A 13749-nucleotide genomic window follows, 5' to 3' on the forward strand; every position below is an offset into this window, starting at 1 on the left:
CAATCCTATTATAACAAATATATATAATATTGGGAACAAGATATGTTATATTTTATTATTAAATATGTTATACTTTTTTCTTTATATATCCCATTAGTATGTTATTATACTAAAACTTAAGTTTAGACAATGCATCTGCCAAATCCGTATTTATTGGCTCTGTTTTTGCCTTCTTCTGCTGTTTCATATAGCTAGCTACATCCCTCTTAGATATATTGTTCTTCTCTTTTGCCTTTCTTTCATTAAATGTAGATAGTTTTTCTCTATATCCGCATGAGCAGGTAAATATTTGTCCTTCTCCCTCTCCTCTTAACTCTAACTTCTTTTTACAATTTGGACATCTTGCATTTGTTATCTTAGATATATTCTTCCTATATCCACAATCCCTATCTTGGCATACATACATTTTACCTTTTTTACCCTTTACCTCTAACATAAACTTTCCACATTCAGGGCATTTATTTCTAGTCATATTATCATGTCTAAAGGTTTCATCACTATTCTTTATCTCTTTAACTACAGTTTTAGAGTATTCCTTCATTTCCTTTATAAAACTATCTTTATTTAACTTACCTTGAGAAATAAGTCCAAGCTTTTGCTCCCATTCTGCTGTCAATGCTGGGGATTTTAACTCTTCTGGTACTAGGTCTAATAATTGTTTTCCCTTTGATGTAATAAATATATCCTTACCATTTTTCTCTATTAAAAATGTATTAAAAAGCTTTTCAATTATATCTGCCCTAGTAGCTACTGTACCAATACCACCTGTTTCTCCTATTATCTTTTTCAAGGTTTTACTTTCATCACTCATATATTTTACTGGATTTTCCATTGCTTGGAGCAAGCTTCCTTCGTTAAATGGTGCTGGCGGCTTAGTTTTTCCTGTTGTTTGCACCAGTGATATTACCTTTAGTGTATCTCCTTTATTGATTACTGGAAGACTTTGATCCTCATTATCTTCTTCATCTTCATCATAATAATTATTTGAGTATACTTCTTTCCATCCTGCTGATATTACTCTTTTGCCCTTAGCTATAAAGTTTTCCTCAACTATTTTAGTTTTAATCGTCGTTTGCTCATATTCAAAAGGTGCATAGAGCACTGCTAAAAATCTTTTAACTACTAAATCATATATTTTTCTTTCATTATCATTCAACTCTGATAATAACACTCTTTGTTCTGTAGGTATTATTGCATGATGGTCTGTTACCTTAGAATTATCTACAAAGGATTTATTGGCTTTTATTGGTGAATTAAGTATCTTTGATGCAATTTTTTGATATTGTCCTATACCGCAAGACTTTATTCTATCCTTTAATGTTCCTACAATATCATCAGATATATATCGAGAATCTGTCCTTGGATATGTTAATATCTTATGATTTTCATATAATCTTTGCATTATAGATAAGGTTTCCTTTGCTGAGTAACCAAATATCCTATTTGCATCCCTTTGCAATTCAGTTAAATCATATAATCCTGGTGAGCATGATTTCTTAAGAGCTTTTTCTATATCAACTACCTTAGCATCCTTACCTTTAAGTGATTCTAATATCTTTTCGGCTTTAGCTTTATCAAATGTTTTAGTATCCTTAGTATTATTATCTTGCCATGTTAGTTTTAAATTCTTTGTGTTAGCAGTGAGCCCATAATACTCTTTTGGTACAAATCTTTTGATTTCTTCTTCTCTTTGTGCAATCATAGATAATGTAGGAGTCTGTACTCTTCCACAGGATAACTGGGCATTATATTTTACTGTAAGTGCACGGGTTCCATTGATACCTACCACCCAATCTGCTTCAGATCTAGCTACAGCTGAGTGATAAAGATTTTCATAGTATTTCCCATCTTTCAGGTTATTAAATCCATCCTTTATAGCCTTATCTGTAACTGATGAAATCCATAGTCTTTTGATTGGTTTCTTTACATTAGCCTTTTCTATAATCCATCTAGCTACAAGCTCTCCTTCCCTTCCAGCATCTGTTGCTATAATGATTTCTTTTACATCCTTCCTATGCATTTGCTCCTTAACAGCATAAAACTGTTTACTACTTTGTCTTATGACTTCAAGTTTCATCCTTTCTGGCAGCATTGGAAGGTCTTCCATATTCCAAGTCTTATATTTTTTATTGTATTCTTCCGGATCAGCTAATGTAACTAAATGACCTAAAGCCCATGTTACAATATACTTATCTCCTTCTAGATACCCATTGCCTTTTTTCTTACAATTTAATACCCTCGCTATATCTCTGCCTACAGAAGGTTTTTCTGCTAAAACTAATATCTTATTCATATAAACATCCTTTCATTTAATTCCTTTTTTGTTCCTCTATCTTTTCAACTAATTCGCTAAGATAAAGCCATCTTTCCATTTTTTCCTCTAGTTTATTTTCTATTATTTCCTTTTCTTTAAAGAGTTCTTGAAGTTTTGTATAGTCACTAGAAGCTTCAGTCATCTTAGTCTCTATATCTAATAAATCATTTTCAAGCTTTGCAATGATGTCATCTATTTCATCCCATTGTTTTTGTTCTTTAAATGATAATTTTAAAGGTTTATTATTTTCCTTTTGCCTTTCTTTTTTTTCTGGTTTCTTTTCTACAACAATATCTTGTTTTTCTATTTTAGATATTTCTCTAAAATATTCATAATTCCCAGTATATCCTACTATTTTTCCGTTTCCTTCAAATACAAATAGTTTCTCAACTACCTTATCCAATAAATATCTATCATGAGATACTATAATTACTGCACCAGGAAACTCATCAATATATTCCTCTAACACAGTCAGTGTATCTATATCTAAATCATTTGTTGGCTCGTCTAAAAGAAGTACATTTGGTGCTTCCATCAACACCCTAAGTAGATGTAGTCTTCTCTTTTCGCCGCCTGAAAGTTTGCCTATTGGTGTCCATTGAAGCTCTTTAGAGAATAAAAATCTCTCCATCATCTGAGAAGCTGATATCTTTTCTCCATCAGACGTTTCAATATATTCTCCACCCTCTTTTATAAATTCAATTGCTCTAAGATTATTATCCATATGAATATTTTCTTGAGCGAATACTCCGATTTTTACAGTTTCACCTATATCTACTGTTCCTTTGTCGGACTCCAGTTTCCCTGAAATAATATTCATTAAAGTTGATTTTCCACTACCATTCGGTCCAAGGATTCCAACTCTATCATCCCTTAGAACAATGTAGCTAAAATCATCTATAACTTTTTTCCCATCAAAGGACTTCTCTATATTTTCTATCTCTATTATTTTTCTACCTAATCTTGTTCCTCCTACAGATATATCTAACTTTTCATGAGGTGAATCTATTTCTCTATCATTCAATTCATTAAAACGTTCTATTCTAGCCTTCTGCTTTGTGGTCCTAGCCCTTGCTCCCCTCATCATCCATGCCAATTCATTTCTAAGCAAGGATTGTCTTTTCCTTTCACTGGCTGTTTCCATCTCTTGTCTTTCCAGTTTTTTCTCTAGAAAATAGTTGTAATTACCCTTATATGAGTATATATTTCCATTGTTTAACTCAATTATTTGATTAACTACCCTATCTAAGAAATATCTATCATGGGTAATCATAAGGAGTGCGCCCTTTCTTCTACTTAAATATTCTTCTAACCAGTCTATTGTAGTATTATCCAAATGGTTTGTAGGCTCATCTAATATAAGTAACTCGGCAGGATTTATTAATGCTGATGCTAAAGCTACTCTTTTTCTTTGACCTCCAGATAGATTTCCTATTTTTTCATTAAAGTCTGTGATTCCAAGCTGAGTTAATACTGATTTAGCTTCACTTTCTAAATCCCAAGCATTTGCTTCATCCATCTCTTGAGTAAGCCTTAAGATTTCTTCGCTCTTTGCATTTGCATTCATAATAGCTTCCTCATACCTTCTAACTAGTTGAATGTTTTTAGAATTCCCTTTAAAAACTTGCTCTACTACAGTTAACTCAAGATCAAAGTCTATATCCTGTGGCAGGTATTCTATATTTACATTATTTCCTTTAACTACTCCTCCAGTATCAGGTTCTTCTATACCTGCTATAATTTTTAGAAATGTTGTTTTACCAGTGCCATTTATTCCTATAAGACCTATTTTGTCACCATCATTTATCCCAAAATTTATATCCTTAAATAATTGTTTTTCGCTATATGCCTTTGATAAATTCTCTATAGATATTAGATTCATAATATTACCCTTTCATTTAAGTTTTCTAACTAAATATTATAACATACATTGGGTATATAAAACAAAAACGGAGAATTAATTCTCCGTTTTTTGTTTTTTTATTTAATTCTTAGAAAAAGCTATTTCTTGAAAATCTATTTTAAAAAAGATATAAATTTATCTAAGTCTATATCTTGGCTTATAATTATTCTAGGAATTTTGTATTTTCTAGTATATCTAGATACATATCCTGACTTTACTGTAAATCCTAATTTATACCCTGCTTCCTTAACATATTTAATAGCATCTCTATTGTATTCTCCAAAGGGATAAGCTATATATCTTGAATCTAATAATTCTATATTTTTTACTAAATCATTCAATATTTCTTCTTTGGAAAGAGATTTCAAAAATGGAATGTCATTTTCATTCTTGTGATGTAAATCATATGTATGGGAACCAAATAAAAATACATCTTTATATTTTTTCATATCTTCTAAAGAAATAAACTGCAAACCTTGAGGTTCAAACTCCTTCTTTTCTCTAGTTGCTAATTCTCCTATTGAAAAAATAGCCCCTTTCATCTCATATTCTTTCATTATAGGATAAGCATATATAGCATTGCTCAGATATCCATCATCAAAGGTTATAACTACAGTCTTTTTAGGAAGCTTTAATTTCCCCTCCATAAAATCTTCAAGTTCCTCTATACTTGCTGTATAATAACCATTTTCTTTTAAGTATTTCATTTGCTCAGTAAACTTTTCAAGACTTAGGACACTGTTATTATCTTCCCAACCATAGTTTATAATATCTTCTTCAGGTAATATATGATGGTATAAAAGTACAGGAACTTTATCTAAACTAGCAAAAAAGACTAAGACACTGCTAGTAAATAAAAAAACAAATATAGTCCATAATTTTCTTATGAAATCATCTCCTTCTACTATTTATTTACCCAACCTATTTTATCACTTTTACATAAGGTCTTCAATATATCATTTCTTAAGTTGGTTTTCTGTTAAGAAATAGTCTCTGTTTTAAGCACACTTCTTTGCCAACCATTTCTTCTATATACCCAATACCCATACAGACAAATTATGAGATTACTAAAACTCATAGAAAACCAAATTCCAGTAGCCCCCCAATCTGTAAAACGTTTAAATAATAATATCATTGGAAGTCTTACAAACCAAAGCCTGCCTATTTCCATAGCCATTGAATATTTAGTATTTCCAGAACCTTGAAACAGTCCCTGTAACACGCTAAATATACCCATTAAAGGCATGGATAAAGATGTATAGAATAAATAGACCAAAGCTAATTCTATAACGGATAAATCGTCCTTTGATTGCATAAAAAAGTTAATAATAGGTTCATCAAATACTATTAATAATATGCATCCCAACATTCCTATGATAATAGTAAGTTTTAGGGCTTTGTGAAAGGCTTGTTTTACCCTATCTATTTGATTAGCACCTATATTCTGTCCTACTATTGCAGTTAATGCTGACCCTAAGCCCATAGATGGTTGCATTATTAAAGATGTTATTCTATTAACCATAGCATAAGCTGCCATTGTAGCTGTTCCATAGGATACTATAAAACCATTCAATACCATAAATCCTAATGCAGCTCCAGATTGACCGATTGTAGATGGTACACCTACTGTAACTATCTCTTTAATTATGTCTTTATCAAATTTAAAACCTTTAAAATCTGGTTTAATTTTATTTTTTTCGCTAAATAACATAGTAAAACCAATTACTGCTAAAAATACTCTAGATGCTAATGTAGCCCAAGCTGCTCCTGCAATACCCCAATTAAATGTAAATATAAATATAGGGTCTAAAACTACATTTATAACTGCTGAAATACCACTAAGTATAGTAGGTGTTATGGTATCTCCTTGTGCATTCATCATGGAGTTAATATTAAAGAATAAAAACATAAAAGGCAAATCTAAAAAAGTAATTCTTAAATATGTATTACTAAAATTAAATAAGTCTCCTGTGGCTCCCATTAATCTAACAACAACTGGACTAATTATATAGCCTAAAACTGTAAATATTAATGAACTAATTATGGTAATTGCCATTAACTGGGTAGAATATTCTTTTGCTTCATTGATTTTTCCTCCACCAACTAATTGAGATAAAAGAGAAGTTCCTGCTATAGATAAGCCAATTCCTAAAGATATAAATAAAAAATTCACAGGCCAAACAAATGCCGTAGCTGCAAAATGAACTGAAGAAATTTTACTTACCCATATTCCATCTACTAAATTATATAATGTTTGGATAAGACTATTAATCATAATTGGTATAGATAATGTAATTAGTACTTTATAAATACTTCCTTTTAATATCATTTCTGTTTTATCTTGCTTATTCATATTCCACCGCTTTCTTAAATATTTCGAGTCGCTAAATATATATTTATTATATCATTTTATTTTCAAAAAAGAAGTAGCAAAACAAAAATAATATAAGTTAGATGATATCATCTAACTTATATTATTAAATAAAACAATTAATTTTATATTGGAAACTTGTCTAAAATATTCCTGTAATAAATATTACTAATAAAGCTATTGGTATAACTATATTAACCAATGGTTTCCACCATTTATATACCATAAATCCTTCTGTTCCAACATTAGTTTCTTCTTGATATTTTTCAAATTTCCAAACAAATAATGTATATATTGATAGAATCAATGCTCCTAAAGGCATCATTATATTGCCTGAAAGATAGTCAGCAAAATCGAAAAAATTTCTTCCTCCAACTAATATATCCTTCCATGGTCCTTGAGCCATTATAGTCGGAAACCCTATAATAAATATTAATATTAAACTTACCCATACAGATTTCTTTCTATCCATTTTAAATAATTCTGTACCAGTCATTACTATTGGTTCTAAATATCCTAATGCTGAAGATAAGGCTGCAAAAAATATTAATAGGAAAAACATTGCACCAAATAGATTCCCTAAAGGTAATTGATTAAATAAATTTGACATGGTTACAAATAATAAAGATGAGCCAGCATCTGGTTGTAATCCAAGGGCGAATATAGCTGGAAACATTACAGTTCCTGCTATTAAAGCTGCCAATACATCAAAGCCTACTATCATTAATCCATCTGATGGTATATTACTATCCTTTTTAAGATAGGAGCCATATACAAATGCCCCTCCACTGGCAATTCCTATAGAAAAGAAACATTGCCCTAAAGCTGCTATAAGTGTCTTTCCTGTTATCTTAGAAAAGTCCACTTTCAAATACCATTTTACTCCTTCCATAGCTCCAGGAAGAGTAAGTGACCTTATAGCTAATATAATTAACATTATAAAAAGTGTAGGCATCATTATTTTACATGCTTTTTCTATACCGTTTTCAAGCCCCTTTGATGATATTAACCCTATTATTATTACACAAGCTAGAGTAAATCCTCCTACCACTAATGGATTAGCTGTAAAATTTGTAAATGCTTGACTATATCCTTCTGGATCAAGTCCTGCAAGTTGTCCCGATGCCATTTTTATTAAATAGGCCATTATCCAACCCATGATTTGAATATAATATGTCAAAATAATAAAAGCTGCTATAACTCCAAACCATCCAAATAAAACCCATGGGCTACCTTTCTTAGTTAAAGATCTCATACCTTCAACTGGATTAAGTTGAGTCTTGCGACCTAAACTCATTTCCATGGTAAATAAAGGTATACCGATCAAAACACATATTATCAAATATACAAGTACAAAAGCTCCGCCCCCATTAGTTCCTACTAAATAAGGAAATCTCCATATATTTCCCAGTCCAATTGAAAATCCTGCTGCTGCCATTATAAAACCAAATCTACTACCCCAATTTTCTCTATTATCAGTTTGCCTCTTTTCCATATTTACACACTCCTTTGTTCTTTTCTTAACAATCCTTTGCGTAAATGTATCTCTTAATACTACCATTTGGGAGAGGTGTGTCATAAAGAAGAAGATCCTCCCCCAAATAGTAAGGTATTATTCAAACTGTGTAGGTTCTGTCACTTCTGTTGCTAAAGCCTCTAATGCTTTCCCAACCATTTTCTTTCTCAATGCATATTCTTCTTCCTTTGGAAGATTTGGGTTTCCAACTGGATAAGGAATTGCAATAGTCGGAACTATTCTATTAGCACCTACTGATTCAGAGATTGTAGTTATAGTAGCCATATGAACTATAGGAATGCCATATCTTTCGATTTCTTTTACCATTGTTGCACCGCAACGTGTACAGGTACCTCAAGTAGAAGTTAGTATAACACCATCTACTCCAGCTTCTTTTAACTCTTTTCCTATTTCAGTACCAAATTTTATTGCATTTCCTACAGATGTTCCTGTACCTGTAGTAGTATAGAAATACTCAAATACATTACCTATAAGACCTTCCTTTTGATATTCTTTTAGCATATCAAGAGGTGCTATTCTATCAGGAATTTCATTTGCATATACAGGGTCAAATCCACCGTGAATTGTACAATATTCCCCTGTAAGTGCCTCTTTACCGCTTACGTCATATTTCCCCCATTTTTGAGCACTAGCTGATTGAATTCTATCAGGGTTTCCTAATGGAACCATTCCACCGCTGGTTACTAATGCAATAGTTGCTTTACTTAAATCTTTTATCGCTACTGCTGGATCTACTTTATCAAATACTGGCATTGGTAATTCTGTTTCGAAAGGTTCATTATTTAAACGAGCTATTAACATTTCTACTGCTCTTTGTGAGCCTCTTTTATCTGAAAAGACAGTAAGTCTTTTTCCTTGAGAAATATAACCTTCCTCCTCTGGAAGACCTATTTCTTCATCTTTCATTAATTTAATTGTAAGTTTAGCCATTACAGGTAATGCTTTACGCATACCAGCTGCTGAATCTGTTACACTTACAACTAATGCCTTAGCTCTACATACATCTAATCCTGGATTTTCTATATACATACCTGTAACCACAGGAATTCCCAACTCATCTACTACAGCATTGGCAACTCCAGCACATGCCATTCCATATCTCCCTGCATTAAAAGCTGGTCCTGCTACAATTATATCTGGATTTTGTTCCTTAACTACATTCATTATATATTCTAAAGCTTCTTCTTTATTTTCATTAAAGTAGTTATCACCACAAATTAATGTTCCTATTACTTCTCCTTCTTCTCCAAGAAAACTATTAAATCCTAATGCTGGTCCAATATTTTCATTCTTGAAAATCGGTGCCATTCCAGCTTGTTCTTCTCCACCTATTTGACCAAAGAATTGATTAACATAATATAATACCTTGAATTTCATATTTCCTCCTCCTTTCCAAGCTAATTAATATAATTTAACTGTACAGTTATGATATCCAATTTCTGATGTTGCTCCTATTACTGCGTTCAACTCGCATTTCAAGCTCCCATCTTCTTCCAAGCAGCCTTCCCAACCTCCTGCTAAAGTTGCAATTGCCTTGTCATTTCCTATTACTCTATCTGCTGGTTGTAATGTAACTACATGACTTACATTTCCTGTAGACACTACTGCCACTGCTTCTTTAGCTGTATCTGCCAATGGTTGACTCATTCCATCCCATCCTGAACATTCATCAGTTATTAGTACTGTCTTTATTCCTGAGTCTTCTAATCTCTTACAAATCATTAGTAAGTCAGAGTCTGGATTACCATAACCTTCTTCAGATATAATAACTCCATCTGCTCCTAAGCTCTTACATAATTTTGCTGTATAATCACAAGTTCTAAATTTACCTTCAAGAGTAGTTAACTCTGGAGTAAGTATTACACCTAAGAAGTTGATAGTTTTACCATGTTGAGCATATAAATCAAGAATTGCTGAGTTATTTTGATGTTGATAAGTAGTTATCTTATCACATGCTGCAACACAGTTACCACTGATTATTGCCCCGTCTAATTCCTCATTTGGATGTAGAAGAGTTGGCAATATCAATTGACTATTAACTCCATAGATATATCCATCATGTAATAATCCTTGAGAAATAAGCATTTCTACATATGCAACCTTCGGCAAATTTGGATATTTCTTACTTTCCTCATCATGACTACCTATTTCATATGTTAAAACTTCATCTGGTTCTACGTTTCTTCCAGCTTCCCCTACAAATTCTGCTGCTTTAAGTCCTGCTAGTCTAACAGTTGTTTCATGAACATGTGGTGCTAATCCTTCTACAGGTATAATATCTACTACTAGGTTGAAAGTCTTTGAAAATGGAGTCCATTTTGCACCTTCACCCCACATATCAACTACACCTTCTTGAAATCCTACAATATCTCCTACAGTTACAACAGCTGCACCATAAAGTACGTTTACTTTTCCTTCACCTAATTGTGCTATTTTACTAGATACTCCCGGGAAACCATTTCCTGTTCCCTCAATTTTTACTCTTGGCTCAATAACGTCCTTTACTGGAATAATCCTTACCTTTTCTCCAGGTCTAGCTACATCAAGCTTTACTTCCTTAATTCTATCATCTTCTTTAAGCTTTTTAACTAATTCCTCTTGATTTACTGTTAGAATTCCATTTTTTACAACAGTTTCATTTCCTAACTGTATGTCTTTAATATGAATTCTTCTAAGTTCTAGTTTCAAGGAAAGCCACCTCCACTTTATTTGTAATTTTTAATTATAAATTCTTTTAAACTCCTCTAATGAGGATTTTAAAAGTTCACTATCAATTAAAGCATAGTCTTCAGCATTTACTATATCTGGTTTTCTAACTTTCATATGTTTTTTATAGTTTGATATGCTGTTTTCAATTGTTTCTATATAAATATCATTTATCTTTTGTAATTTCTCACCAATTATAATTGAACGATATGGGGAGAAAAACATTCTTATACTTGCTCCTAGAGGGTGATTGATAAGTTCAAAACCTGAATGAACTAAATCTCTAACCTTAAATAACACATCTTCAAAGCTACCTTCAACAAAAACAACTTGGTTATAGCTATCTTTTACATTTGGATTGTTAGTTACTATTTGATAATTCATATTATCCGTCATAAATTTTTCTCCTCCCTATCATCCCTATAGAATATTGATACTTGCCTAATTAATTATTAAAATTTTGTAAATTCATCTCTCATTGATTTTACTTCTTCAATTATTGCATCAATATCTAAAACCATTTCCATCATACCAATTTGCTCGTCATATACATCAGCATTTACTGACTCTTTAAACTCTGGTTCTACTGCATGATATACTTTAAGTCCCAACGGAACTCCTGCTAATGGACCTGCAAAAGTTGGGTCTCCTGCTGTAACTGTTTCAGCTGCTAATCCTGCCGATTCAGCTTCTGCACCACCGATTAATACTAGCATATTTTCTGCACCGTATTTTTCAGTTAAATCTTTAACCCTTTTTTGATTTTCTAAGTCCATTGCACCTGCAGCTGTTCAGACAAAACATTCAGTTGCTGAAAATACTACTTCTGCAGGAGTGGTCTTTATACATTCTTCCATAGCTGGTCCTGGTATACCATCTCTGTCTCCAATAATGATAACTTTTGTGCTATCGTTAAAAATTGACACCTTGCCACTTCCTTTCTTTTTGGTCTTGTTTGTTAAGTGTTTTTCTCTTGTTTCTTTATTACATTGTATATGTTTTTTAATTGTATTTCAAGTGTATTTTAACAAAATCATAAGTAAATTTCAAAAAATATTAAAAGCTCTAATTTTAAATGACCAAAATCACCTAAAATTAGAGCTTTTTAAAAATTTCTATAACATTTCTTTTTTTATTTTAAGAACAAACTCATCTATATGCTCCCTAGCATATTTTTCTGCTTTATCCAAATCTTTTTCCTTTATTGCCTCTAATACCTTTCCCAAAGTATGGCTAAAAAGTTCAATACTATCAAAATACTGCTCACAATAATGCCATAATCTTTCTGTATGATAATGTAGTGATGTTAATATTTCTTGTAACCAGGGGTTCCCACAACTTGTAAATATAATATCATGGAATCTTTCATCATCATTAATAGCATTTTGATAATCTTTATTTATATCATAACTCTTAAGTCTAGATATTATTTCCTCAAGTTCAACAAGATTCTCATTACTTATCCTTTCAACTGCAAGTCTAGCTGCAAATGGATCTAGTTCTCTTGTGACTTCAAATATATGTTTCATCTGCTTAAAATCAATTGGAGTTACTTGTGCACCAAATCTTGGTACAATATTTAAAAGTTTATCTCCATGTAATAACTGAAACACCCTTCTAATTGGTGTTCTACTCATATTAAATTCATCTGCTACATCGACTTCATTCAAAACTTGTCCAGGCTCGTATTCAAGATGAATAATCCTACTCTTCAATATTTCATATATATCATCTGTATCTAATTTGCTATCACTCATTGTCGTCATACCCCTTACTTAAAGTTATTATTAAGTATTATTATATTGGTTAATCGTAAAATAATCAAATAGAAAGATTTAATATATTGTTATATTTATATTACTGAGATAATAACTGCCCTTCAAACTTTAAAATTGAGGGCAGTTATTGTTTATTTCAGACATTCTTTTAAAATAATTTTCCCATCCTTAAGTACTATAGAATCAAGAAATCCTGATATTGTTATAGATATTACACCAAGGACTAAGCTCATAGATGTCAAAACTACTGCATCAAACAAGCTCCCAGTTGCAAAGTAATTTGCACAGCCTATAAAAGTAACTTCAGCTGTAAAAAAAATTGGAATGCCTCGTAGAGTTATCATAGCAAAGGTTAGGACAAAAACTATTAGTACTAATGTAATAGCTGTTATTCCTATTGAAATAGGGCTACCTAAATATTTTTTCACTTTAACACCTATTCTTCATTTATTTTTCTACACTTTTTCTTATAAGAATACATTGAAAAACCAATTGTACTAAATACACATATTGGAACCAATAGAATAGTTGGTATTACTTTTACAACACCTAATAAAACAGCAGCTATAGAAATACCAAAAACTCCATACTTCGGATATTTAACTGCAAATAATGCAAACAATGCTCCAAATATTGATGGTAAAACGAAATCTAAAGCTTCTATAACTATAGGTGGAAAGTAATTAAATAATGTTTTTCCAGCAAAAGCTGCTATAGTAACAACTATAATATTAGTTATTATTGACCCAGCCATTCCCAATGTTGCTACTATTTCAGCTTCTGGAGTTCCAGATTCGACTCCAAGGACATCCTGCGCTACAACTGCACAAGGAACCCTCATGTTTGCAATGTTACCTGACAAAAATGCCATATAAGTACCCGATACCCCTAATATTGGAAAATAAGAAATAGGTGTTACAAAATATTCTGCACCATAAATAGATGCTATTAAGAACCATCCTGTTAAAATTGTCTTTACATCTGGTATGGCTCCATATCTTATCCATAAATACAATGGAGGGAAAAAACAAAAAGGTATAGCTAGTAACAAAGTCCACTTACCTGCTTTTATAATTTCTTTAGTGAAAATATCATCGAAATTTTTTTTAGAGCTATTATCCATAAAAACACCTCCAATTA

General features: G+C 31.6%; 12 protein-coding genes. All 12 read right to left on the minus strand.

Annotated elements, in window-relative coordinates; all coding sequences use genetic code 11:
• Positions 1-109 precede the first annotated feature (109 nt).
• Positions 110-2293 carry a DNA topoisomerase III gene (locus tag RT714_RS02335; RefSeq protein WP_313756003.1) on the minus strand — a complete coding sequence of 728 codons (2184 nt, stop codon included), beginning with the start codon at positions 2291-2293 and terminating at the stop codon, positions 110-112.
• Between the two features lie 16 nt (positions 2294-2309).
• On the minus strand, positions 2310-4196 hold the full coding sequence (locus RT714_RS02340) for an ABC-F family ATP-binding cassette domain-containing protein (protein WP_313756004.1): 1887 nt from the start codon (positions 4194-4196) through the stop codon (positions 2310-2312).
• 134 nt (positions 4197-4330) lie between these two features.
• The gene (locus tag RT714_RS02345) at positions 4331-4924 is read right to left on the minus strand and encodes a polysaccharide deacetylase family protein (protein ID WP_313756005.1); all 594 of its coding nucleotides are present in this window, start codon (positions 4922-4924) and stop codon (positions 4331-4333) included.
• 272 nt (positions 4925-5196) lie between these two features.
• Complete coding sequence (locus tag RT714_RS02350; protein ID WP_313756006.1) at positions 5197-6570, minus strand: MATE family efflux transporter; 1374 nt, start codon at positions 6568-6570, stop codon at positions 5197-5199.
• 160 nt (positions 6571-6730) lie between these two features.
• A complete protein-coding gene (locus tag RT714_RS02355; protein ID WP_313756007.1) occupies positions 6731-8083 on the minus strand; it encodes a sodium-dependent transporter in 1353 nt (450 codons plus the stop codon).
• 117 nt (positions 8084-8200) lie between these two features.
• Complete coding sequence (locus tag RT714_RS02360; protein WP_313756008.1) at positions 8201-9502, minus strand: glycine/betaine/sarcosine/D-proline family reductase selenoprotein B; 1302 nt, start codon at positions 9500-9502, stop codon at positions 8201-8203.
• 24 nt (positions 9503-9526) lie between these two features.
• A complete protein-coding gene (locus tag RT714_RS02365) occupies positions 9527-10813 on the minus strand; it encodes a glycine/sarcosine/betaine reductase component B subunit (RefSeq protein ID WP_313756009.1) in 1287 nt (428 codons plus the stop codon).
• A 30-nt stretch (positions 10814-10843) separates the two neighbouring features.
• On the minus strand, positions 10844-11227 hold the full coding sequence (locus RT714_RS02370; RefSeq protein WP_313756010.1) for a GrdX family protein: 384 nt from the start codon (positions 11225-11227) through the stop codon (positions 10844-10846).
• A gap of 56 nt (positions 11228-11283) precedes the next feature.
• On the minus strand, positions 11284-11757 hold the full coding sequence (grdA, locus tag RT714_RS02375; protein WP_313756011.1) for a glycine/sarcosine/betaine reductase complex selenoprotein A: 474 nt from the start codon (positions 11755-11757) through the stop codon (positions 11284-11286).
• Between the two features lie 189 nt (positions 11758-11946).
• Entirely contained in the window at positions 11947-12588 is a 642-nt protein-coding gene (locus RT714_RS02380; RefSeq protein ID WP_313756012.1) for a GntR family transcriptional regulator, read from the minus strand.
• Positions 12589-12740: 152 nt separating this feature from the next.
• Positions 12741-13037: a hypothetical protein gene (locus RT714_RS02385; RefSeq protein ID WP_313756013.1), complete on the minus strand. Its 297-nt coding sequence runs from the start codon at positions 13035-13037 to the stop codon at positions 12741-12743.
• A gap of 8 nt (positions 13038-13045) precedes the next feature.
• Entirely contained in the window at positions 13046-13732 is a 687-nt protein-coding gene (locus tag RT714_RS02390; RefSeq protein ID WP_313756014.1) for a hypothetical protein, read from the minus strand.
• Between the last annotated feature and the right edge of the window lie 17 nt (positions 13733-13749).

Origin of the sequence: Tissierella sp. (assembly GCF_032104385.1) — a bacterium.
Taxonomy (GTDB): domain Bacteria; phylum Bacillota; class Clostridia; order Tissierellales; family Tissierellaceae; genus Tissierella.

Coding starts and splice junctions, on each gene's coding strand:
- RT714_RS02335 (WP_313756003.1), bottom strand. CDS start 2,293: ATGAATAAGATATTAGTTTTAGCAGAAAAACCTTCTGTAGGCAGAGAT.
- RT714_RS02340 (WP_313756004.1), bottom strand. CDS start 4,196: ATGAATCTAATATCTATAGAGAATTTATCAAAGGCATATAGCGAAAAA.
- RT714_RS02345 (WP_313756005.1), bottom strand. CDS start 4,924: ATGAAATACTTAAAAGAAAATGGTTATTATACAGCAAGTATAGAGGAA.
- RT714_RS02350 (WP_313756006.1), bottom strand. CDS start 6,570: ATGAATAAGCAAGATAAAACAGAAATGATATTAAAAGGAAGTATTTAT.
- RT714_RS02355 (WP_313756007.1), bottom strand. CDS start 8,083: ATGGAAAAGAGGCAAACTGATAATAGAGAAAATTGGGGTAGTAGATTT.
- RT714_RS02370 (WP_313756010.1), bottom strand. CDS start 11,227: ATGACGGATAATATGAATTATCAAATAGTAACTAACAATCCAAATGTA.
- RT714_RS02380 (WP_313756012.1), bottom strand. CDS start 12,588: ATGAGTGATAGCAAATTAGATACAGATGATATATATGAAATATTGAAG.
- RT714_RS02390 (WP_313756014.1), bottom strand. CDS start 13,732: ATGGATAATAGCTCTAAAAAAAATTTCGATGATATTTTCACTAAAGAA.